Raw genomic sequence first — 23,168 nt, forward strand, 5'->3', positions numbered from 1 at the left:
TCTTAGGGGGTTTTATTTTGTTGATGGTTCTGCCAATCGGAGAGATTTTTATATGCATTTTCAGACATGATAATTCCGTTATCCACGATCACCCCAATTGCCAGCGCAATTCCTGTAAGGGACATGATATTGGAGGAAAGTCCAAACGCATTGAGCAGAATAAAACTGATGGCAATGGTGACCGGAATCTGAATGATGATGCTCAATGCACTTCGCCAGTGGAAGAGGAACAGAATAACAATGATGGCTACCACAATGATTTCTTCGATCAGCTTGGTTTTGATATTGTCGATTGCCCCTTCAATCAGGGTACTACGGTCGTACGATGTTTTGAAGGTGACGCCTTCCGGTAGACCTTTTTCAACATCCTTCATTTTCTCTTTCACATCGTTGATGACCTTATCTGCATTTTCGCCATACCGTGCCACTACGATACCGCCCACGACTTCGCCTTCACCGTCTGCATCAAAAATACCCAGACGCAGATCGCCACCCATCTGTACCGAGCCAATATCTTTCACCCGCACGGGAATTCCGTTGTAATTTCCCAACGAAATTTCTTCGATATCGGCTACGTTCTTGATATAGCCCAGCCCGCGGATGATGTAGGCCATATCGGCCATCTCAAACTTTCGACCACCCACATCATTATTGTTGGCTTTCACTTTGTTCATGACATCCATCAGAGAGACGTTATAGTACTGCAGTTTTACTGGATCTACGATGAGTTGGTATTGTTTTTCGAAACCGCCAAAGGAGGCAACTTCGGCCACACCGGGAACCGTCTGCAGGGCAAATTTCACGTACCAATCCTGTAAGGCTCGCTGGTCTCCTAGATCCATTTTAGGCGCATCGAAATGGTACCAGAAAACGTGACCTACGCCGGTACCATCCGGTCCGAGTGTAGGCGTTACGTCTTGCGGGAGTAATCGCTGCGCATAATTGAGGCGTTCCATTACCCGGGTTCTGGCCCAATAAATATCCACATTATCATCGAAAATAACATACACGAAACTCATCCCAAACATGGATGATGCCCGGATGTTCTTAATTTTCGGAATTCCCTGAAGGTTGCTGACCAGCGGGAAAGTCACCTGATCTTCAATAATCTGGGGACTTCTGCCCATCCACTCCGTAAAAACAATGACCTGGTTCTCACTCAGATCCGGAATGGCATCGATGGGATTGTCCCTTACCGCAAAAATACCCCAGATAAAAAGGCCGGTTGCAATGAGCAAAACGAAGTATCTGTTGCGGAGGGACAGTTTGATTAAATTTTGAATCATGGTTCAGTATGTTTTTACTTAATCTCTTCCTGAACCTCGCCACATGAAATCATTTCTTTGCCATAATAAGGATTCTTCACCTCACGTGCATCGCTAAGCCAAAAAGTCCCTTTGTTATCATTGAACATTGGACAGAAGATTTTGTACACCGGTTTTGGAGTTCCGAAATCCTTCAACAGGTCGTAAAAATCTGCACTCATTATATCCAGATGTTCGCGCTGATGATCAATATTTCCGGCATTATCTGCAATGTGCTCGGCGTGTTCACTGATGCTTGCTTCGAGTTCAGCAAATTCTTTTTTCTGTTCAGCAGAAAAACCGTTTTTGTCTATTTTGGGAAAAGAAGCGAGGATCCCTTTGGCCGCACTCACCGCTTCTTTATCATCATCACCCGACAACGCAAATGTAAGATGGGTGTAATGGGAATAGAGTTCTGTAAGATTTGCGGAAGATTTTTTTGCGTCGATCACGGTTACCTTTCCATCCATAGGCATATCGCCCATCGCTGAACTGTCAGACATCATGTTCATATCATGCTGCATGGATGTTTCAGTGGTTTTTTTCTGTTCTTTATTCTCTTTGCAGGAAGTGAGTGCAAGTGTGCCGATTGCCAAAAGGCTGAATACTAGTGTTTTCATTATTTTATAAGTTTAAAGATTATTTTTATTTATTAAAAAAGGCTTCGTAGTTCGCCTTGTTTTCAAAGTACACGACATTGTCATTTTTATCGGAAATCGCAATAATTGCGGTTGCTTTATCGATGAGTTGATGAGATATCGGATCGTACGCCATGCGCGCATTTTCTTCCTGCGGGATTCTCAGTTTGCAGTTTTCACAGCAACCATAGTAGGTTTTGCCGTCATGTTTGACTTCGAGTTGTTTTTTGCCCATATAGGCGTTGTTTACCATACATACCTGATCGTTTGGAACAATGTCGCCGGTGGTGAACTTTGCGACCGCGATTTGTGTGTTTTCAGCTTTTGAATTGTTGCAGGAAACAAGGAACACCGCTATAAAAGCGAGTATTCCCAAAAGAATATTCTTCATTAAATTTTAGATTATAGGTTAATTTTGAGTCTCAGTGTTTAGAAACTGATTACGGGTATCCTGATCTTCAAATTGTCCTTGCTCCAAAAGGAAAATCTTTTATGAAAGATTTACTTTTAAAGGAAAAGTTGATGTTCAAAGGAATATACAGCGCTGATAAGTCATCAGGGATAAAGCGTCAACAACACTTCACGACAAGACATAATTCAGGCTGTAAAAAAGAGGTATTAACCTATTTTTGGCGGTTGCCAAATGGTATGGAATCCACCGGAGTAATGAGGATTCTGATAATAGAAATTGGAATTGTTGCTATAATAGCCGGAGTCTTCATTTTTAAAATCCTCTAAAAATTTACTATCCGCTAAAACAGTGTATTGAGCAGAACTGCAAAGGTTTCCGCTACAGTTTCCTGAGCATCCTTCCGTTTGACAATTGTGTGATTTGGGGTGACAGCACTCATCTTTGCAATCGCCGCTGTCGCAAGACGGGTGAAATTTCGCGAATGACTGTTTGATGAAAATCTCAGCATGCGCCTCTGCTTTAAAAACCTGCTTATCCTTTTTGCTGCAAGCTAAGGAAATCCCCGGCGCCAGAAATAACGCGAGTGTAAGGGAAAGCAACAGTATTTTAAAATGTCCGTGCATTATAAAGTAAAACAGTACAAATTTAGGAAATTATTTTTGAAGCTAAACTACTTCCTTAAAAAAGCCCAAAAGCTCAAATTTACGAAATTTATTTTTCCTAAATTATTCACAATGTTACTCTTAGCAAACTGTAATAAATACGTCAATAAATGTCCAGTTTTTTATTAAAAAACTGGACAAATAATTTTTAGTCTACCTACTCTCATACCCCTCTTTAAACTTCAAAAACTGTTCTGCATCCTTTGGGTTTTTCTGCATCCATTTGTTCATCAGCGTGGTGTTATGTTCCAGCTGCTTTACTTGCTCTGTTTCATAAATCGCCTTGTTTTCATCCTTGATCTCCTCCAGGATTTCCTCTCGAACCTCGGTCTTGGTGCGGATGCTCTCTCGGTACCAGTTTTTTCCTAGATAAACAGTTGCTGTTAAAATAAAAAATGCAACCAGCAGCACAGCTAAGATTCCGAAAAACCAATATTTAACTGTATGTGATCTATGATGGAATTTTTCCAGATGCTTTACACCGTCCGGAGATAATTCCGCGATAATATTGTTGGGGATGGATTTAAGCAATTCCTGCCGCTTTAGATTTTCTTCATTTGCCAGTGCTTGGATTTTCTTAACATCCTCCTTGATGTCGCAGTACATGTGGAAAATCGCCTTCCCCGAAATTTCTACCGCCTTATTGCTTTCTATGACGCGGTGCAAAAGTTCGATGCCTGCATCTTGTGAAGAATAATTTTCTGTATTCATGTCATGGTTGTTAAATTCGTTGTTCATTTTATTTTTTTATTATGTTGTTTTAACTTATCTCCTTCTTTTTCTCTTCCTCAGCAATTCATCGTCAGCCGCCGGTGCGTAGCTCGGTTTGAGCAGTTCCTTCATGACACTCTCAATCTCCCTGAGGGCAGATTTTTCCGGATGTTTTATTTCGTTCGTTTGCGGATTACTCTGACTGAAAATTGCCAAATGATGGTTTTCCGCATTCCGGTTTAGGATTTCTTTGATGTCCTTAATCTTCAGTTTGCTGGTGATCTCCGAAAGTTTGTAACCTGGATGGTACTGCCTCTGGGTTTGATCGTTGATGTCCTTTAATCTAACAATCCGCATCCCCGAAATACCGTCCTTCACATTCTGCGAGAGCGTCACTCTGTAACCACATCTCCGCATATAATCCACCAAGTCGTCAAAATTTCTTGAGACTTTCAGACAGTTTTGCAGAACTTTCAGCATCTGCTGCTTTTTCTCTTTCCCTATTTCCACATCTGTTTTCAGGTTCATCTCTTTGCAAACATTTCTCACTGATTCACCGAAGCGCTTTCCGATATTGGCAGATTTTACCGTGCATTTACCATAAACATCTATGCGGTTCACGATGAAGTGGATATGTTTCTGCTTCGTGGAATTGTGGACATCCAAGACGATTTGGTTATTTTCTGTAAGTCCCACATCTTTCAATGATTTTATAGCCAGTTCCTTCAACTCTTCATTTGTCAGCCTGTCGCCGATTTCCTTTGGTGGAGAGATGTAGCCGGTGAGCGCCCATTTCTTTACATTCGGATTTCTCTCGGCGACAATCTTCATCTCTTCAAATCTTTCCTCCGGCATTGTTGAAAGCAGGTTGTTGGAATAAATACATTCCGCCGTGCCTTTGTCATTGCCATTGTATTCAATCGCGATCTTACTGATCCTCCTCGTCGTTGCCGAATTGTTCATGCTTGATGATTTGTTGGTAGAGGTATTCCCGGATCAACCTCGTTGTGGTTTGAATTTCCTCAAGGATCTCTTTCTTGTTTTCAAACTCATTCCATTCTCTGTTCCGGAGCAGATTGGATATCCTTATAAAATTGTTGCCGTAATTCAACAGAACCGCGTCGGTTTGAAACTCGTTTATTTTGAGTTCTTTTTCGGTTGAAACCAGTCTTAAATATTTTGATATTTTGAGTTTGTAGAAGTCAGCCTCCTTTTGAATTTTCTCAAACTCCTTTTCGGTAAAACGAACTGAGACTACCTTCGAAAATTGGTTCGCCGTCTTCTTTTTCAAACCTCCCTTTCGACCAATTTCTCGGAACCGGTTCCTTCTTTTTTCTTCTGCAACCTTTGCAATTTGCTGCTCGGAAACCTGTCTTACAAACTGTTTTAAAAAGTCATTTTTCATCTTGTGTTTATGTGGTTTTTAAATTTTTTATGATTTTAAATTATGGGCTTGAATCATATTTCCAAACAAGTGTTTCCGACGACAGGAGGAAACCAAAAAGCCCGATTTTTACGACAAGCCCCACGCTTGTTGTAAACATTGGGTACTTTTTGCACTAGACACATGGCAAGTTTTTACCCAGCCTTTTTAGAGCATTCCACCTGTGCTTATTTTGCGCAGGCCGGCTTGTATGAATCTTCATCTTTTTCTCCTGTAAATATTCCTGTTTCCCTCGGGCTCGTGTATGGCTGTTTGATTTTTTTCAAGCTTATTTTCAAGTGTCTTTTCTTCTTGTGATATCAGGAAATCATTCAGATCTTGATGGGGGAAATATTCGCTCGATCGGTCATCTGCCTTCGGGAAAATTTTCAAAATCGAATCCCTGCACTGTTCGCCGGCGCGGTCGTTATTCAGGTACATTTCGACAGATTTATAATTTCCAAAAATCCCTGATGCCTTGTGAACCATGGCGACTGAGTTCAGAATTAGATAGTCGGAAGGTGTCTTTTCCGGTTCTAAAATTTTAAGGGAGAGGTAGTCGGTAAATCCCTCGAAAACCTTGAGGTTTTCAGAATTATTTTTTATCGTGGTGATATCCTTTTTTCCAAGACAGATTTTGGAAAAACTGCTGCGGATTTCGTAACCTCCCGAATCGTTTTTGAATCCTAATCCGAAATAGTTCTTCCCATTCATTTCGTAATGAATTTCCTGAAGTTCAGATTTTTGAGATTCGAGTTTTCTATATTTTAAATATTCAATCAACGCTGGATGTGACACTTCTTTTACTTCTAATATTTGATAAGATTTAGTTTCTTCTTTTGGATTGTTTAAATTTCCCTTTTGCTTTTGAAAAGAAAAATCAAACTTTTCAAGATATTCAAGAGCATCGGATACAGTGCATTGTTTGAGCTCCTGAACTATCGACACGACATCGTATTGTTTTCCAGTGCCAAAATCAAAGGCAATATTTTTCACATAATTCATTAATAAACTTGGCGTTCGTTCTTGTCGATTGATAGCATAATAATAGGCTGTTTTCGGATGTTCTTTGCTTGGGAATAGAGAAAAACTTTCCATTACTTCTTTGATGCTGATATTCTCGTTCGCTTGTTTGCAGTTCATTTTTTGTGTTTTTTAAAGTTTATTTTTTTTATATCCAGTTATGTTTTTACCGTTTTTCCATACCTGCCTACCTAAATATTGAATATCAGTTAGTTATATTAATTAATGACTTACCTTGTTGTTACCTGTTAATTGGATCCCTACTTCAACTTTGGTAGTTTAGGTAAAGTCTTATATATTTTAAATACCTTGATAAATATTTGTAAATGAGTTCTGTAAGTCCAATTAGGTAAGTAGGTAGGATAAATTGAATGTCAATGATTTAAACTTTCTTTCAGTCAATCTTTCTTCGGATCAGGTAGCCGTACACCTGGAGTTTCGGATGCTTGATTCTTTCATACTTGAGCCTGGTGAGCGCCTTTCCGACCTTGATGTTGTTCAATCTTAAATTCAGGGCGTTGTTCATTGCCACAACGATGTCCGTCGCCGTAAGAAAGTCCTTGATGTCCTTCGATTTCTCGAAGTGAGCGGAAACGATTTCCTGCTCCAGTGAAAGCTGGGAAAACTGCTCGTTCCTCAGCTCGTTGGCCTCTATGTCCGAGAGAGTCATTTCCGGTTGGTAATTTTTTCTTTCAAAAGCATTGTGGTACGCCTGCGCCCATACCTTGTCTATTTCTATTTCCTCCACATAGGCGAAATCAATGTTTAAAACTTCGAAAACCAGCCACCTTACGCTTCCTGTCTCGTCGGTAAGGAAATCTGTTCTGTTGGTGGAGGCAACAAAGGAACATATCCTATCCATGTTCTCCGGCTTTCTCCCATACGGAACCCTTACTTTCGCGCCGCCCATCGAGATGAAGGATTTCAGCGTGTTGACATCCGATTTGGACAGGACGGCCAGCTCGTCGGCATTGAGGATAAAGTTTTTGCAGATGGCGATGATGCCGTCCTTGTCCACTGTGAAATTTTCGGAATAATAATCCCTGAGCCCGTCCGGGATGAGGAACCGCAGGAAGGTGGTTTTGCCCGTGTTCTGTTTGGAGCTTGCCAGCACGAGGCACTGCTTGTTGACATAGTCTTTCTTCAGGGCGCAAAGCACGGCGCGGGTCAGCCACTTCTCGAGATGGTAGCGGAACGCTTCGCTGTCGTTGGTCCGAACAAATCCCGCCAGCTTCCGGATATGGTCTTCGCCGTCCCAGCCCGCGAGTTTTTTAAAGTATTCCGCTATCGGGTTGTATCTCTTTATCAGGTGGCTCCGAACGAGGATCTCCAGCTTCTGCATGGTGATCTGCATCCCGGCCTGTACGAGTTCTATCAGCAGGGAGTTGATGTTTAGCTCTGTCCAGTCGTCCTTTCCCTTGAGCGATATTTCTATTTCCAGGGCGATGGCGTTAAAGCGAAGGTCATACTTGCTTTCAAGATACTTCATCACCATATCGAAAATGGTAGTGGTCTCGGAAGCGGTTTGGTACAGAACAGGGATTTTTTGCTCCTCAGCCGGCTTGTTGGTTATTTCTTCCATCGCTCCAGAATTTCCTGCTCGAATGCGTCATAGTCATCATTTTGTATTTCCTCCACATTATCCCCCAGAAGATAAGCTTCGAGGTCCTCTTTGCGAAAGTAGATTTTCTTTTGCCCCTTCTTTTTGTAGGCCTTCAGTTTGCCGTGGTGTTTGAGTTGGTAGAGATAGTCCGGATCCAGGTTGAGGAACAGCGCGGCCTCTTCCTTGGAATAGATGTTCTTGGTTCCGAGGGCGAGCATCTGTAGCGCCTTGGAGGTAAACTCTTTTTGCGAGTTTACCTCCAAGGTGGACATTTGGCTTTCTAGCGCAGCTAGTCTTTCTTGGTCTTTCATTTCGTTGAATTTTGTTGAGGCCAAGATATTTCCCAAAGAAATAGCCGCCTAAAAGCGACTTAAAAAGTTTTTTGTAAAATAAAACAACCTAAAGAAATGTGCATTTCGCAGGAGGTTTTGTTTTATAATGGTTTAGTCAATAAACCATTAAAAGCGACTAACTGTCGCCTTTATAATTCTGGTTATCAGACAAATATGATTTTTAAAGAGAAAATGTTTTTTTGGATTTTAGACTATATATCATCCTGAACATCGCTGTTGGAAAGATATTTTGAGAGGTTCCTGCTGTTTATTGGCTCTTCTGCGATATTTCCGAGCCTGTCTTTTGCCGAGGTGACGGCGTTGATAATTTTGCAGGTTTCGGCTTGGGTTATTGTGCCGGATTTACAACTTTCCATAACATTAGTAAAGGTCGAGAAAAAGTCCAAAATAGGCTGTACGCTCACACCATTCCTTGCAGGCTTTGTAAACAGAATCTTTCCAGAGTTTTTCTTCCGCAGTAAAAAGTCCGATAAATCCCTATCGGAATCTTTAGAAATAAAATAATCCCGCAAAATGTCATCAATGACCATATTCGGATTCTTTTTTATTTCAAAAGCAAAATCGGATTCCTGTAGGATATTATTGTTGTGTTTTGCGAGTTCGTTGGTTTCAGATAAAATGATTTGTTGATTATTTAATTCGTTTGAAATCTTAGTGCCAACTTTCAAAAATTCTCTTTTTAACTCATTGGAATGGTGTTCTATTTTATCTGCCGCGTCTTGCTTTTCTCGGAACTCAAACCTTTTGCTATAACTGTTTTTCTTGAATTTTTTGAATGCCTGAATTGGCTTAAATGGGTGTTCCATTTTTACCTCGAACAGTATTACGGCAAGAATTTGAAGAATGATATAGAATAGGATTTGGGTAAAGTCGATCTTCTCGGCATGGATATCTTCCAGTATTTTCCCGCCCCAGAAAAAGGAAAGCGACAATGAAACCAAAAATAAGTTCAAAACGATTAAAAACCGCTGGGTGTTCCAGTCGTTATACCAGTTTGCCCTTTCCTTGGAGTAATAGTTTATCGCAAACGGACTGAACGCAAACCAAAGCCGCCCTGCAAGATAGAAGGGGACAAGGATTGTAAAGGTTACCATTAGAATATATGTTGCGATATAGAAGTCAGTCATAGATAACGTACTAAAATATTCTTACACAAAAGTAGCATTAAAATAAAATACTTTTGTTCGTGAAATGTTCGTGACAAATATAAAAAAAGACACTCACATTTCTGTAAGTGTCTCATTTTCAGCGCTCCTCTTGCTGGGCTCGAACCAGCGACCCTCTGATTAACAGTCAGATGCTCTAACCAACTGAGCTAAAGAGGAGTGTATCCTTTTGCGTTAAGCGTGTGCAAATATAAAAACTTTTTTAATTCTTGCAAAATATTTTTGCAAAGTTTTTACTAAAATTTTCCTGTAATCCACTTAACTATGTCGTTTCCAAAGATTAAGACCATTAGCCCAAGTAAGAAAATTACACCGATCATTTGAGCATTTTCTAAAACTTTCTGCGGAACAGGCTTTCCGGTGATCATTTCCCACAGGGTAAACACCACATGACCTCCGTCTAACCCAGGAATTGGAATTAAATTAAGGAAGGCAAGCCACACGGAGAACATTGCTGTAAAACTCCAGAAAAACTCCCAGTTAATCGTTTCCGGCATTTGTTTGATGATTCCGATAGGTCCCGAAACTTTCTTATAACCTTCTGTAGTGGTATTGAAAACAATTTTAAACTGCTTAATCTGCATCGTCAAAACGTCGATGGTTCTTGTAAAACCTCTTGGGATAGCTTCTAAGAAAGAATATTTTTTGGTGATTTTGGCTTTTTCAAGTTCGGCCTGTGCTACATTGATGTCTGTGGAAAATCCTAATTTTCCTTGCGGATCAACTTTAATATCGATTTGCTGTAGCGCAGAATTTCTTTCAACATCCAACTTTACATTGGTGTTTTTGTATTTTGCAAGTTCAGTTGCCAACTCATCGAAATATTTTACAGGATTTCCGTTTACTGCTACAATTTTATCACCTTTCTGCAAGCCGGAAGCTTTCGCAGGACCATTGGGCAGAAGACTGTCGATAACCACAGGAAAACGTGGGCTGAAGTAAGCTTTAGCCTCATTTTGTTTCAACACATCAGCTACACCTTGCTCGTTGACAGGGAATGTAACTTCTTTACCGTTTCTTTCCACCGTTACCTCATCTGCGAAAAGCATGTTTACGGTTGAAGTTTCCATACGCTCGGCATGCTTTCCGTCGATCTTTAGAATTTTATCTCCAGTTTCCAGACCCATTTTTTTACCGGCATCAGATACCGCAATTCCGTTTTCGAATTTTGAATTGTCGTGATAGGTTTCGCCTTTAAAGTAACTAAGGCTCGAATAAATGAGCCAGGCTAAAAAGAAGTTAACCGTTACACCGCCCATCATAATAATCAAACGCTGCCAAGCCGGTTTGCTTCGGAATTCCCAAGGTTCAGCCGGTTTTTTCAGCTGTTCTGTATCCATACTTTCATCCACCATTCCGGCAATTTTCACATAACCGCCAAATGGAAGCCATCCGATTCCGTATTCGGTACCTCGGAAATTTATTTTTGCCAGCGAAAACCAAGGATCAAAAAAGAGATAAAATTTTTCAACTTTTGTTTTAAAATATTTTGCGGGGATAAAATGTCCTAATTCGTGCAATATCACTAAAATAGAAATACTGAGTATGAACTGAAATAACTGTATTAATGTCATTGATTTTAATTAAATTTTTTAAGATTTGCGAAGATACGAATTATCAAAAGCATGCCAAATAAAAAAGGCTCCCAAATGGGAACCTTTAGTTTTATTTTTAAGAGGTTATCTTAGAAAGTAAATCTGAAACCAGCGTTAAATCTTCCCGCTTCAGCATCAGAGTTGTCACCAATGATGAATCTAGGTCTCCAGTCCATTGAAAAATCGAGTGGAGCTCCAGGAATTTTAAAATCCAAACCTAACATTGCAGATGGAGCAAATTCTGTAAATCCATCACCAAAGATGATTCCAGGACCTGCACCAACATACCACTGTAGTCCGCTGGCACCTGCGAAAGGTTGGTGGTACTGATAGTTTGCCTGCGCTAAAGTTGCACCATCTGCAAACAATACGCTGAATTCCCCTGCGTGATTTGCTTTGAAGAAATGTTTCACATGTGGACCAACGAAGGTTGAGCCATCACCAAAATCCACCAATACACCAGCTCCGGTTTTGTACGTCTGTGCTTGTGCTTGGGAAACTCCTAACATTGTCGCCGCAGCGAAAGCTGCAACTGCGAATAACTTTTTCATAATAGTAATTTTAATTTGTTATATTTTGTTTAATGTATTTTAGAGGTTGATAGAAACACCTAAACTGCCATTATTTCCTGCTTCAACGAATATTCCAAACTTGTCGTTGATAAAGTATCTTGCTCCTAAGTGAACACCAAGTCCGAAAGTGTTTCCAATTACACCTACGTCTGCTCCGGGATAAACATCCCATTTTTCAGGCATATCCAAAATGTCCTGCAAGTGGAAATTTACGCGTCCAAATATGAAGAATTTGTGGTCCTTATCATTGTCCTTATAATTATCGAAATAAAGGTTTGCACCAGCGCCAAGAGAGATTAAATCCGTAATACCGTAATCATAAGTCCCTGTAATGCCGGTTCCATTTCCCCAACCGCTTAATCCAATCTGCACTTTTTGATCTCCCTGTCCGTTCCAGGCCTGCGAAAAGGCTGTTTGAGATAATCCGGCAAATAACAGTGCTAAAAATAGTTTCTTCATAAAATTTGTTTAGAATATTCTTCGCAAACATCAAAAACAAGACCAAAAAATGCTCATTTAAATATTTATATGTAAATTTCCTAAGATTTTATAACCTTTTAATGAAATTCTATATGGATAATTTAAAAATTGCAGGTTTAAATTTTGATATCTTATGGAAAGATAAAAATAAAAATTTAATCTTTATTGAAGAAAAAGTAAAAAATATTTCAGTGGACCTCATACTTTTGCCGGAAATGTTTCCTACTGGATTCTGTATGGAAGCAACAGAAATTGCCGACAGAAACGAGGAGACGCTTCATTGGATGAAAGGTTTGGCTTCCTCTAAAAAATCAGCGGTGTGCGGAAGCGCGTCTGTTTTTGATAACGGCAGTTTTGTAAACCGTTTCTATTTCGTAAAGCCCGACGGAAGTTATCAATTCTACGACAAAAGACATCTTTTTACCTATTCCGGCGAAGATCATTCTTATTCAAAAGGAAAAGAAAGGGTAATTGTGGAGTACAAAGGCTGGAGAATTCTGCTGCAGGTTTGTTATGATCTTCGCTTTCCGGTGTTTTCACGAAACAATGAAGATTATGACGCGGTGATTTACGTCGCAAACTGGCCGGAAACCCGAATTGATGCATGGACTACGCTGCTGAAAGCCCGCGCCATAGAAAATCAAAGTTATGTATTTGGCTTAAACAGAATCGGAACAGACGGAAATAATCTGAATTATCCGGAAAGTTCTTACTGTTTTTTTGCGGATGGAAGCATTATTTCTGAAACCGAAAACCATTTTGTTTCCGCAGAATTTAATTCAGATGAACTTAAGAAATACCGCGGGCGATTTCAGTTTTTAGATGACCGGGATTCTTTTGAAATTTTTTAAAAATCTAACTGTTAGAAAAATCCTTAAGAAGTTTGGTTAAAGTATTCACATCGTGAACACCGCTTTCTTTCCAAAGCAAATTGCCGTTACGGAAAACCGCTAAAGTAGGAACGCCTCTTACACCATATTCTGCAGCAATCGCAGGATACTGATCTACATCTATTTTTACGATTCTTGCCAGATCACCGATATTTTCTTTAACGGTGGTAAGCACCGAAGACTGCACTTTGCAGGGTCCGCACCAGGTAGCAAAAAAGTCGATTAAAACAGGACGTTCAGAGTTAATCAGTTCCTGAAATTTTTGTGACATAGTATTATTTTTAAAATTAAACTAAAGATTTAGGAGAGTAGTTTTTTCTGCTAAAGTTTTTTCTGTAGGGCAGTCCAGCCTCCGCCGTTATACACTTCGAAACCGTTCTGTTTAAGAATGGCTTTGGCAGAAGCACTTCTCATCCCACTTGCGCAGCAGGTTATAATTGGTTTCTTAAGATCTAATTTCTTCATCTCCGATACAAGCTGCTGTAAAGGGATATTTTTAGAATTGCGGATGCTTCCGCTACTGTATTCGGCGGGAGTTCTTACATCAATAATTTGTGCCCCATTTTCTACAAGAGCCTTATAATCAACCTTGTTTTTACCGAATAATTTCTTGATAAAATCGATCATTTTTGTTGTTTTTGGAATCGCTTACAAAGTTTTGCTTTGGCAAACAAAATTACTTTTTGGCACACTCGTCTCTTTTATTTTATTGAAACCACCCTCTATTTCTGTGAAATTCCTAATTCCTCTTGAATTTAAAATACTGGCCGCAATCATACTGCGGTATCCGCCGGCACAGTGAATGGAAAAATGCTCGTTGTTATCCAGAGTTCCAGCCCAATCGTTAATTTCGGAAAGCGGTCTTCGGAAGGCTTCATTTACATGTTCTGCTTCATATTCGGATTCTTTTCTTACATCAATTACTTTTGAATTTTCATTGAATTTTTCAGCAAATTCGTCAGCAGAAATTCTTTGAATCGTGTCAATTTCCTTACCTGAATTTTTCCAGGATTCAAAACCATCTTCCAGATATCCCAAAACATGATCAAAACCAACTCTTGACAGCCTTGTAATCACCTCTTCTTCACTGCCATTTTCGCAAACTAAAAGAATAGGTTGCTGTACATCGACAATCATGGCCCCAACCCAAGGTGCGAAATCTCCTTTCAGCCCGATATTGATGGAATTCGGAATAAATCCTTTGTGAAAATCGGCCGCAGCTCGGGTATCGAGAATCAATGCGCCAGAATCTTCGGCTGTTTTTTCAAAATCTTCAGCGTTCAACGGATTTTTACCTTTTTCGAGTACATTTTCGAAATCATCGTAGCCACCTTTATTCATTGCGACATTCATCCCAAAATACTTGGGCGGCGCCGAAAGTCCGTCTAAAACTTCTTTTATAAAAGATTCTTTATTGGGCTGTTTCAGTGCATAATTGGTCTTTTTTTGATTCCCTAAAGTGTCCACAGTTTCTTTCTGCATATTTTTTCCGCACGCTGAACCTGCTCCGTGTGCCGGATAAACCGTGATGTCATCAGCAAGCGGAACAATTTTGTTCTTAAGACTGTCGTAAAGTAAGCCGGCCAACTCTTCCTGAGTCATGTGCGCAGCTTTCTGTGCGAGATCCGGGCGGCCTACATCCCCTAAAAACAGGGTATCGCCAGAGAAAATTGCGGTTTCTTTTCCAGATTCATCAATCAGGAGAAAAGTTGAACTTTCCAAAGTATGCCCTGGCGTGTGCAGCACTTTAATTTTAATTTTTCCTATGGTAAAAATCTGATTATCTTCTGCAATTATCGCATCAAAATCCGGTTCTGCTGTTGGCCCGTACACAATTGGTGCACCAGTTTTTTTTGAAAGATCCAAGTGTCCCGATACAAAATCTGCATGAAAATGTGTTTCAAAAATATATTTGAGTTTTACCCCATCTTTCTCAAGCCTTTCGAGGTAAGGTTTTGTTTCCCGCAAGGGATCGATGATGGCTGCTTCATTTTCAGAAACGATATAATATGCACCCTGTGCAAGACATCCTGTATATATTTGTTCTATTTTCATGGTAATTTTTTTAACCCATGCAAATTTGGTGAAATTGCTCACAATATACACCAACCGATCAATCGAAATAATTGATTATAGCATTTTGAATTAGTTATATTCGGTAACATTACCGTCTTTGTCAGACAACTTACCGGCCTGGCCTTCCTGTGTGAGCTCCCACATAAATTCCTCATTTGTAAAAATAGGATTACCGCTTGGGTTTACTGTTTTGGCAGATAGCTTCTGTTCTTCCTCTCCAGCTTTCTGAATTTTTACAGCAACTGCATCACCTTCAGAGAAATAGGTTACCGAAATTTCTTCACCTGTAGCGCTTTTCAGTATTAAAGGTTTTTGTACAAGTCCTATTTCAGCAGATTTTTCATTTTCTGTTGAAGCTGAATTGGTTTCTGTTTTGGTACAGGAATTCATTAAAAACAATGCGAAACCTGCAACGAGTATATTTTTCATATCTAAAATTGTTGTTTTAAAAATACTTCTTTGATGATAATAAAAATGCCCATTCCCAAAATGATCCATCCAAACATCGGTTTTAGTTTTCGGCCATCCATTTTTTTAGAAACGGCAATACCCACAAAAATGCCCACTACGGATAAACCTGTGAAGCCAAGTAGAAATCCCCAGTCATGGCTCACCATCTCCATGGTGCTGATGAATCCCAGAATAGAATTCATTGAAATGATAAAAAGTGAAGTAGCTACCGCTTTTTTCATGTGCAGGCCCAGCAGCATAACCAGTGCGGGAACAATTAAAAATCCTCCACCGGCACCAATTAATCCTGTGATAATTCCTACCAAAAGTCCTTGCGAAATTAAAATGGTATAGTTGGTATCTTCGAAACTCTGCAATCTTGGCCTTTCATTTTTTCTGATCATTTTATACGAGGCAATCAGCATTAAAATCGCAAAAAGCAAAAGCAGAAACATATCTTTGGTGAGTGTTATTCCCCACCGGTTAATGATATATTCTGGCAAATGCGGCAGAATCAGCCTGCGTGAAAACAAAACGCCCAAAATCGATGGAATCCCGAACGTAAATGCTGTTTTAAAATCAATCTGTTTCTGTCTGATGAAACCTGCCGAGCCTACCAAACTCGTAATTCCTACAACAAATAACGACAGCGCGGTAGCAGTAACTGCATCGAAACCAAACACATACACGAAAACCGGCACGCTCAAAATACTTCCACCACCACCAATGAGACCCATTACCAGACCTATTACGATTGCCGAAAAATATCCTAAAAACTCCATCAATTATTTTTTGGCAAAACTAACTTATTAAATTAAAAACCAGCGTAACCTTTGTTACAGCCCAACTGTATTCAATTTTACCCAATGGACTGTATTTCATATGAATTATCACCAATCTTTACGCGGTCGCCAATTTTTTTTCCTTTGAATCCTTCATATATTGGCGCGTTATCGGAAAAAGAAATCACCTCTTTGCCATCAATGTCGAAAACCGGCACCGAAATTCCGACGAATAAAAAGTTTTTATCGGTTTCGATTACACTTCCCTTTTCGATCATTTGGTGACTTGATTCTTTCTCGTTCATCAAAAAGCTAAGATTTTCTTCGGCCTCGCTCAACATCTTTTCGAACCGCAGTTGCATATCTTTAGCCTGGGTCTGATGAGAAAAATCTTCCGGATCGTGCGTGCTTTCTTCATCCATATCCGAAGCGGTTCTATATTGATTTACAGATTGCTGTAAACTTTCAATAACCTTACGCTGTTCTGCGATAAGCTGCTCAATAATTAAATCCCTTTTCATGATTTTCATTTTTTGATGGTTAACAAATTTACTAAAAATATCTGCCTTTTTCGGGGTCGATATGTGATTTTTGAATTAAAGATTTTAAAAATTCAGATTCAGATTAAGGTAAAAATTTCTTCCGGGACGCGGAATTTTGTTCCAGTCAGCATACGATGTGTAAAGTCGGTCGAATATATTTTCAACGCCAATTTTAGTTAAAACTTTCACCCTATTAAAGCTGAACTGATAACCTGCATTAACATTCAAGATTGTGTAATCCGGCGTTTCTGTTTCACCGTAAACAGCTGCAAAATCACGGTATCTGGAATTGCCGAAAACTGAAAATTCTGCGGAGAGTTTGTTTTTGTAAAAGTGTAATGCCGAACGGTAACTCAACGGACTCATAAACGGAAGGTTTTCTTTGCGGTAATCCTTTCCACGGGCATAGGTAAACTGCGAATTCCATTTAAGAAAAGAAAAAAGCTGAACCTGCGCATTGAGATCTGCATTAAAAATTGTGGCATAATCCAGAGAGCCATATTGTTTTACACCCTTTCCACCAATCGTCATCGGTACAAGTCCTTCTATAACTTTCCCAACGATATAATCTGAAATATGGAAATAACTGGAAGACAGTTGTACCGAAACTCTTTCATTTTTAAAGGCGGCAAAAGCATTGGCTTCCAGCGACGATTCATTATTCAGGTTGGGATTCCCGACATAATCGTACTTTTCGGAACTGTTGAAAAGGTAAAAACCATATCCTTCCGATACCGAAGGAGCGCGGTCGCCGTAACCACCGCCAAAACCGAATTCAAACATATTTACTGAATACTTATATTTTGCAGAAATGCTTTTCAGAAGACGGTTTTTCTTGCCATCCATTTCTGGGTAAAAAATCTGTAGACTGTTCAGTCCAAATTCACTTTCCACTTTATTTGAATGGAAACCCAGCGATACTGAAATCTGAAGCGAAGAATTTCCGTTCAGATTAAAATGATCATCAAGATAAATCCCCTGAAATAATGTTCTCACCTGAGGCCACGTGTACATAAACATCAGTTTTTCGTTAGAATTGGCTGGGTACATGGTCATTTCAGCCGTTGACAAATTCGAAAAACCGTGAAGGTTTACGGTAAAGTGATGGTCGGGCAACTCCGCATAAAGGTTGGTAAAATAACCAAAAGTCTTGCTCCAACCCGGCATATCCATATGTATGGGAACTGCGGGACGTTTGGTATCATCCATTCTGTGCGTGATGTTATTAAAATAAACCTTAGTTTCCCAGTTGGTGAAGAAATCTGAAACGGGAACGAGCTGGAATTTTACTGAACTGATCAGCGCTTCAGCCAGTGAAATGTCCATAGGCAAAGCCGGATAACCTACATCGGTAGCTTTATCGTAAATCACGGAGGCTTCGAGCATTTTATTGTCGCCTAATTTAACTCCGGAATTTCCTGAAAAATTAATTTTTCGGAATTGTGAATACGGAACTTCAGCGCCACCGCCAGCCTTATAATTGTCGGCATCTCTGGACATCAAATTAAAATCGGCGAAAAATTTTGGCGCTTTAAAGGCCGCTGAACTGCCGAAAATCTTCTGTCGGTTAACGCTTTCAAGGCCTGAATTTACACCGAAACTCCATTTTTTTTCACCAAATCCTGTCCGGTTTCTTTTCAGATCAATTGCCCCGCCAATCGTGTTGCCATGCGCAGTTCCGGCCTGTCCTGAACTGATTTCCGCTTCTGAAAGATTCGATATTTCCACATAAGAAGTTACAGGGTCCATTTTATCGGTACATGCCCCGAAAATCCTCATACCATCGATGGTAATTACCGTTCTTTCAATTGGCATATTGTTCAGCAGCGGTTCCCAGGCGTAGGCTCCGCGCTTGATCATTTCTATTTTTGCTGATTTCTGCAGATATTCGTCAATGGAACTCAGGGGTTTGGAATCCTTCGCAGAAATGCGGTTGGTACCGATAACCACAACTTCCTGAATGCTGTGGTGCTGCAGAGAATCGGGATTGCTATTTTGCGCCGCGGCGGCAGAAGCTATAAACGTTATTATCAGTACGAAATTTTTTTTCATTATAGTAATATTCAAAATGAGCGAAATGCCCGTTTCGTTAGCAAAACTTACCAACTTCAGGAAAAGAATCCTTTGAAAACGGGCATTCAAAATGCTAAAAAGACTGCGAAAATATTTCTTAGAATTCGATTTCGAAAAACAGTGACGATGCAGGATTTTGGTCTGTAACTTCTTCACCTTTCAACACTGTTCCGGCTGCGTTTGCGAGCTGCAGATTAATCTTCCAGTAACCGGTCATGGTAAGCGAAAGTTTTCCGTTATACAGTTTTCCGGCTGAAGTTTGGGTCGCGTTCACATTATTTGGCGAGCCGTGATTTCCCATTCCCGGCATTCTGGGATCGATTTTCACGGTGTAACCGTCAACCACAGGAAAAGTCATCATATCCTGCATTTTCCAAACTCCAAGAGTCATGTCATTTACAGCAACTTTTGGTGTTCTGGGTTCGATATAGGCAACAATATATTTCGTGTTATCGCTGCCTAAAAACGAATTTACCCTTCTTTTTGCTGAATCAGGAACATCAACTACAGTGGTTGCGGTATAAGCCGTTCCGTTAATGGAATAATCGAATTTCAGATCCCAGTATTCCGTCGCGTTTTGTGGCATTTGGAATACAAGATAGCCGGTATACAACGTGCCATCTGGAGTTACTTTGGTGATTGAAGACTTCGGCCCGGAATGGCTCATTGAAGTCATGTGCATCACGGGACTCCAGTTTACTGACGCATTTTTTTCGTACTGATTGCTGGATTTGTTTTTAATCCTGAATTTCAGCTCGTTATAACCTAATTGTGTCGTTCCGGTAACGGTATAAAGTTCAATGGTGTGGGTGTCATTTGAAAATTCTTTAACCTTAACCAACCCTTCAAGTTCGTTAACTGATGGTGGTGTAACAGGATCATCTGATGTTCTGCAGGAAATAAGGAAGATTGAAAGCGCAACAAATGCCACGAATATTTTTAGTGAAAATTTCATTTTTTATAAATTTTAGAATGGAGGAAATGCTTCTAAGCACAAAGTCTTAAAAAAATTAAAATTTGCTGCCCAAAAGTGAACAGCCCGATAAATGAAATTTATACTTGTGGCGGATGCGGAAGAATATTCAGATAAACTTTCAGCATACCTAAATCTTTATATGTATTGATCTGCTGATTGGTTTTGAAATCTGGATTCTTGGAGGATGCTAATTCTGGTTGCTGAGAAGGCAAAATATTAAATTCGAAACTGTATTTAACGACTTTTAACAAAGATTCGTTTTTGCTGCTTTCTTTCTGCATCTCACATTTGCCATGGCAGTTTAACTCTGGCTTTGCCTTGTTCACGCAATGGATTTCATAGAAATCTCTGTTGATCTGATAATCGACCAAAATCAGCGAATTCTGAAAACTCGCCAGAAAAATTAATGCGGATAATATGGTAAGAAAAAACCTTTTCATTTGGCAATCCAAATTTAAGATTTTTTTATCCGACTTAAAAATGATTTTCATCAGCACCTTAACTACTAATCTATAGGAAAAATTCTGAAGTCTTTCAATATTTTTTATCTTTATAAAATAAAACTTAATTCAACATGGCAGATAAAGCGAAATTTATTGAAGAGCTTTCGGCAAGATATTCTCCAAAAGGAGATTTCATAATATTGGGAAAGGGGATGCTCGATAGTGAAGTTATACCTGAAGTAAATGTTACCCTTCCCCTGAAAACCATTAACAGACACGGCCTTATTGCCGGCGCTACCGGAACAGGAAAAACAAAAACTTTGCAGGCTTTTGCAGAACAGCTTTCCCACAAAGGAATTCCGTCTTTAGTTTTAGATATTAAAGGTGACTTTTCGGGAATTGCTGAACCCGGTGAAGAAAATAAGAACATCAGCGAGCGTTATGCAAAAACAAAACTTACTTATCAGCCACAGGCTTTTCCGGTGGAACTGATGTCGATTTCCGGTGAAAAAGGTGTTAAACTCCGCGCAACAGTAACGGAGTTCGGACCCATTTTACTTTCGAAAATTCTGGAACTTAATGATACCCAACAAAGCATTATTTCTATCGTTTTCAAATATTGCGATGACAAAGGTTTGCCGCTTATCGACCTCGAAGATCTGAAAAAAGTCCTGCAGTATGTCACTGATAATCCGCAGGGAAAAGCAGATTTAGCCAATAATTACGGATCTATTTCTCCCGCATCTTTGGGTGCAATTCTTCGGTCAATTGTAGCTTTGGAACAACAGGGAGCAGCCCAGTTTTTCGGAGAGCCAAGTTTCGATGTGGAGGATTTACTGCACCAAAGAGACGGAAAAGGCGTGGTAAATATACTGAGAGTAGGAAATATCCAGAGCAAACCTCAGCTGTTTTCAACTTTCATGCTTTCTCTTTTTGCTGAAATTTATATGACTTTTCCGGAAGAAGGCGATTCCGGTAAACCCAAACTGGTGCTTTTCATTGATGAAGCACATCTGATTTTCAAGGAAGCTTCAAAAACACTGCTCAACCAGATTGAAACCATGGTGAAACTGATCAGGTCTAAAGGCGTCGGGATTTATTTCATCACTCAAATCCCCGGTGATGTTCCCGAAAATGTACTTTCCCAACTTGGTCTGAAAATTCAGCACGCATTGCGCGGATTTACTGCGAAAGACAGAAAAGAGATTTCAAAAGCGGTTGATAATTACCCCATTACCGAATATTACAAGGCCGATGAACTGATTCAGAATCTCGGGATTGGGGAAGCTTTTATAACAGCGCTCGATGAAAAAGGAATTCCTACGCCATTGGTTCATACGTATCTCGTTTCTCCGGAATCAAGAATGGATATTCTGGATGAATCCGAAGTAACAGATTTAACCAGCCGCTCGGCACTTGTAGCAAAATACGAAGAAAATCTCGATAAGGATTCTGCTTACGAAATGCTCACCAGCAGAATGGAACAGGCCGTTCAGAATGCAGCACCTACTCAAAAATCAAAGCCCGTAAAAGAAGAACCCGGAATGTTCGAATCAGTGATGAAATCACGCGCCGGACGAACCTTCACGACTACCCTTGCGCGCGAAGGCGCAAAATTTGTACTGGGAATGTTTGGTTTGGGCGGAAGAAAAAGGTAAAATTGCACCTGTTTTTTGGGAATCCAAAAACTGATGCCAGAAAAAGAAAAAATGTATTCAGTAATTGATATAGAAAGTAACGGAGCAGGTTTCAGGAAAGAAAGCATTATTGAAATTGCAGTGTACAGATATGATGGTCACGAAATCGTAGACCAATTTATCTCATTGGTAAATCCAGAGAGCGATATTACGCCGTTTGTTCAGAAATTAACCAATATTTCACCCAAAATGGTGAAAACTGCACCAAAATTTCATGAAATCGCAAAAAGAGTTGTCGAAATTACTGCCAATACCACTTTAGTCGGACATAATATTGAGTTTGATTACCGAATGCTTCGACAGGAATTTAAAAGATTAGGTTATGACTTCAAAATCAATACATTAGACACCATTCCGCTGGCTAAGAAGCTCATTCCCGAAGCAGAAAGTTATTCTTTAGGAAAACTCGTAAAATCCTTGGGAATTCCTTTGGTAGATGCCCATCGCGCTTCCGGCGATGCGCGTGCGACCCTGGATCTTTTTAAGCTTTTGATGATTAAGGATAAAGATTCCGAAATTATTCAGCAACACCATGAAGAATTAAATTCAAAGTCTTATCTCAACAAAATCAGGGATTTAACCCAGGATTTACCGTTTGAAAGAGGGATAATTTACCTGCAGAATGCCGAAGGAAAAATTATCTTCTTCGACTTTGTAGATGATCTGAGCAAATTTGCGAAAATGATGTTCAATTCTAAGTCCAAGCGCTGGAAACAACTGCAGGATGAGGTAGAGCATATTCAGTACGAACTCACAGGAAACGATATTCTTGCAAAACTGATGATGAAAACCAAAGGATTGCGCAAACGCGAAAATCTTCCGTTTGGACTTTATCATAAAAGCGGAAAATATTTTGTGGAAAAAGTCGCCAGTGAGAAAACCGAAAAACCAATCCTGAAATTCAGTTCTTTTACCCAGGGTTTAAAAGCGATAAGCTTCATCAACACTCAGGAAAAATATGCCGACCCACAAGAATTGATTAAAACATTAAGTCTGAAAAACCGCAACGAAATGTGGCTTTCCGGAGGCAGAACCCTGGGCGAAAAATCATTTGTTATTTTTGAAAAAGGCAAACTTACAGCGTATGGTTTCTACGAACTTCACACGCAAATCAATTCCTGGAAAAAAATTACAGCACTGAAAATCGACCTTAATACGACCACCGCAGATCTGCAAAATGATTTAAAATTAGCCCTTTTGCGAGAAGATTTTGAAATTCAGCCTCTTCCTAAATAATTTTTTTCTGCAAAATTTCTACATTTGCAACTTCTTAAGATTTTAATCTGATGTTTAGGCT

26 protein-coding genes and 1 tRNA gene are annotated in these 23,168 nt (G+C 39.8%); 4 read left to right on the top strand and 23 right to left on the bottom strand.

The genetic code is table 11. The features are described 5' to 3' along the window. Positions 1-2: 2 nt before the first annotated feature. From OK344_RS04685 to OK344_RS04695, 3 genes are read right to left on the bottom strand one after another with little or no spacing between them, the layout of a single operon-like run. Positions 3-1,286 carry an efflux RND transporter permease subunit gene (locus tag OK344_RS04685; RefSeq protein WP_265143690.1) on the bottom strand — a complete coding sequence of 428 codons (1,284 nt, stop codon included), beginning with the start codon at positions 1,284-1,286 and terminating at the stop codon, positions 3-5. A gap of 14 nt (positions 1,287-1,300) precedes the next feature. Beyond that, positions 1,301-1,924 (bottom strand): DUF3347 domain-containing protein, encoded by a 624-nt coding sequence (locus OK344_RS04690; RefSeq protein WP_088470045.1) that lies wholly within the window; start codon positions 1,922-1,924, stop codon positions 1,301-1,303. Positions 1,925-1,949: 25 nt separating this feature from the next. After that, positions 1,950-2,333, bottom strand: coding sequence for a hypothetical protein (locus tag OK344_RS04695; protein WP_265143691.1), 384 nt, complete (start codon positions 2,331-2,333; stop codon positions 1,950-1,952). 101 nt (positions 2,334-2,434) lie between these two features. On the opposite strand from OK344_RS04695, the gene OK344_RS04700 reads away from it, so the two are divergent. Continuing rightward, on the top strand, positions 2,435-2,680 hold the full coding sequence (locus OK344_RS04700) for a hypothetical protein (protein WP_265143692.1): 246 nt from the start codon (positions 2,435-2,437) through the stop codon (positions 2,678-2,680). 489 nt (positions 2,681-3,169) lie between these two features. Here OK344_RS04700 and OK344_RS04705 read toward each other — a convergent pair whose 3' ends face one another. From OK344_RS04705 to OK344_RS04755, 11 genes are all read right to left on the bottom strand, one after another. Further along, the gene (locus OK344_RS04705) at positions 3,170-3,754 is read right to left on the bottom strand and encodes a hypothetical protein (RefSeq protein WP_265143693.1); all 585 of its coding nucleotides are present in this window, start codon (positions 3,752-3,754) and stop codon (positions 3,170-3,172) included. 27 nt (positions 3,755-3,781) lie between these two features. Then, positions 3,782-4,690 (bottom strand): relaxase/mobilization nuclease domain-containing protein, encoded by a 909-nt coding sequence (locus OK344_RS04710; protein WP_265143694.1) that lies wholly within the window; start codon positions 4,688-4,690, stop codon positions 3,782-3,784. Next, on the bottom strand, positions 4,656-5,132 hold the full coding sequence (locus OK344_RS04715; protein WP_265143695.1) for a plasmid mobilization protein: 477 nt from the start codon (positions 5,130-5,132) through the stop codon (positions 4,656-4,658). Before OK344_RS04715 ends, OK344_RS04710 begins: the two co-directional genes overlap by 35 nt. Positions 5,133-5,369: 237 nt before the next feature. Continuing rightward, entirely contained in the window at positions 5,370-6,293 is a 924-nt protein-coding gene (locus OK344_RS04720) for a DUF8464 domain-containing protein (RefSeq protein WP_265143696.1), read from the bottom strand. 274 nt (positions 6,294-6,567) lie between these two features. Beyond that, the gene (locus OK344_RS04725) at positions 6,568-7,755 is read right to left on the bottom strand and encodes a VapE domain-containing protein (RefSeq protein ID WP_265143697.1); all 1,188 of its coding nucleotides are present in this window, start codon (positions 7,753-7,755) and stop codon (positions 6,568-6,570) included. Then, entirely contained in the window at positions 7,743-8,087 is a 345-nt protein-coding gene (locus OK344_RS04730; RefSeq protein WP_265143698.1) for a helix-turn-helix domain-containing protein, read from the bottom strand. Before OK344_RS04730 ends, OK344_RS04725 begins: the two co-directional genes overlap by 13 nt. Positions 8,088-8,320: 233 nt before the next feature. After that, positions 8,321-9,256: a hypothetical protein gene (locus OK344_RS04735; RefSeq protein ID WP_265143699.1), complete on the bottom strand. Its 936-nt coding sequence runs from the start codon at positions 9,254-9,256 to the stop codon at positions 8,321-8,323. A 124-nt stretch (positions 9,257-9,380) separates the two neighbouring features. Then, positions 9,381-9,454, bottom strand: a tRNA-Asn gene (locus tag OK344_RS04740). Positions 9,455-9,531: 77 nt separating this feature from the next. Continuing rightward, positions 9,532-10,869: an RIP metalloprotease RseP gene (rseP, locus tag OK344_RS04745; RefSeq protein WP_265143700.1), complete on the bottom strand. Its 1,338-nt coding sequence runs from the start codon at positions 10,867-10,869 to the stop codon at positions 9,532-9,534. Between the two features lie 110 nt (positions 10,870-10,979). Beyond that, the gene (locus OK344_RS04750; RefSeq protein WP_055041803.1) at positions 10,980-11,441 is read right to left on the bottom strand and encodes a hypothetical protein; all 462 of its coding nucleotides are present in this window, start codon (positions 11,439-11,441) and stop codon (positions 10,980-10,982) included. 39 nt (positions 11,442-11,480) lie between these two features. After that, the gene (locus OK344_RS04755) at positions 11,481-11,921 is read right to left on the bottom strand and encodes a DUF6646 family protein (RefSeq protein WP_265143701.1); all 441 of its coding nucleotides are present in this window, start codon (positions 11,919-11,921) and stop codon (positions 11,481-11,483) included. A gap of 113 nt (positions 11,922-12,034) precedes the next feature. Here OK344_RS04755 and OK344_RS04760 point away from each other — a divergent pair, with 113 nt between their 5' ends. Continuing rightward, on the top strand, positions 12,035-12,793 hold the full coding sequence (locus tag OK344_RS04760) for an amidohydrolase (protein ID WP_265143702.1): 759 nt from the start codon (positions 12,035-12,037) through the stop codon (positions 12,791-12,793). Positions 12,794-12,797: 4 nt separating this feature from the next. Here OK344_RS04760 and OK344_RS04765 read toward each other — a convergent pair whose 3' ends face one another. The 9 genes from OK344_RS04765 to OK344_RS04805 form a co-directional block, all read right to left on the bottom strand. Continuing rightward, positions 12,798-13,103 carry a thioredoxin family protein gene (locus OK344_RS04765; protein WP_265143703.1) on the bottom strand — a complete coding sequence of 102 codons (306 nt, stop codon included), beginning with the start codon at positions 13,101-13,103 and terminating at the stop codon, positions 12,798-12,800. Positions 13,104-13,153: 50 nt separating this feature from the next. Next, positions 13,154-13,459 carry a rhodanese-like domain-containing protein gene (locus OK344_RS04770; RefSeq protein WP_265143704.1) on the bottom strand — a complete coding sequence of 102 codons (306 nt, stop codon included), beginning with the start codon at positions 13,457-13,459 and terminating at the stop codon, positions 13,154-13,156. Between the two features lie 21 nt (positions 13,460-13,480). Next, positions 13,481-14,887: an MBL fold metallo-hydrolase gene (locus OK344_RS04775; RefSeq protein ID WP_265143705.1), complete on the bottom strand. Its 1,407-nt coding sequence runs from the start codon at positions 14,885-14,887 to the stop codon at positions 13,481-13,483. 90 nt (positions 14,888-14,977) lie between these two features. Beyond that, positions 14,978-15,337: a hypothetical protein gene (locus OK344_RS04780; protein ID WP_265143706.1), complete on the bottom strand. Its 360-nt coding sequence runs from the start codon at positions 15,335-15,337 to the stop codon at positions 14,978-14,980. Between the two features lie 2 nt (positions 15,338-15,339). Then, positions 15,340-16,140, bottom strand: a complete 801-nt coding sequence (locus tag OK344_RS04785; RefSeq protein WP_265143707.1) for a sulfite exporter TauE/SafE family protein — start codon at positions 16,138-16,140, stop codon at positions 15,340-15,342. Positions 16,141-16,217: 77 nt separating this feature from the next. After that, the gene (locus OK344_RS04790) at positions 16,218-16,661 is read right to left on the bottom strand and encodes a hypothetical protein (RefSeq protein WP_265143708.1); all 444 of its coding nucleotides are present in this window, start codon (positions 16,659-16,661) and stop codon (positions 16,218-16,220) included. Between the two features lie 84 nt (positions 16,662-16,745). Further along, positions 16,746-18,734 carry a TonB-dependent receptor plug domain-containing protein gene (locus tag OK344_RS04795; RefSeq protein WP_265143709.1) on the bottom strand — a complete coding sequence of 663 codons (1,989 nt, stop codon included), beginning with the start codon at positions 18,732-18,734 and terminating at the stop codon, positions 16,746-16,748. 118 nt (positions 18,735-18,852) lie between these two features. After that, the gene (locus tag OK344_RS04800) at positions 18,853-19,710 is read right to left on the bottom strand and encodes a hypothetical protein (protein WP_265143710.1); all 858 of its coding nucleotides are present in this window, start codon (positions 19,708-19,710) and stop codon (positions 18,853-18,855) included. Positions 19,711-19,808: 98 nt separating this feature from the next. After that, positions 19,809-20,171, bottom strand: coding sequence for a hypothetical protein (locus OK344_RS04805; RefSeq protein WP_265143711.1), 363 nt, complete (start codon positions 20,169-20,171; stop codon positions 19,809-19,811). A 134-nt stretch (positions 20,172-20,305) separates the two neighbouring features. On the opposite strand from OK344_RS04805, the gene OK344_RS04810 reads away from it, so the two are divergent. Then, positions 20,306-21,832 carry a helicase HerA-like domain-containing protein gene (locus OK344_RS04810; protein ID WP_265143712.1) on the top strand — a complete coding sequence of 509 codons (1,527 nt, stop codon included), beginning with the start codon at positions 20,306-20,308 and terminating at the stop codon, positions 21,830-21,832. A 51-nt stretch (positions 21,833-21,883) separates the two neighbouring features. Further along, a complete protein-coding gene (locus OK344_RS04815; protein WP_265144105.1) occupies positions 21,884-23,107 on the top strand; it encodes a 3'-5' exonuclease in 1,224 nt (407 codons plus the stop codon). The last annotated feature ends 61 nt before the right edge of the window (positions 23,108-23,168 follow it).

This window comes from Kaistella yananensis (assembly GCF_026107505.2).
In the GTDB taxonomy this organism is placed as follows: domain Bacteria; phylum Bacteroidota; class Bacteroidia; order Flavobacteriales; family Weeksellaceae; genus Kaistella; species Kaistella yananensis.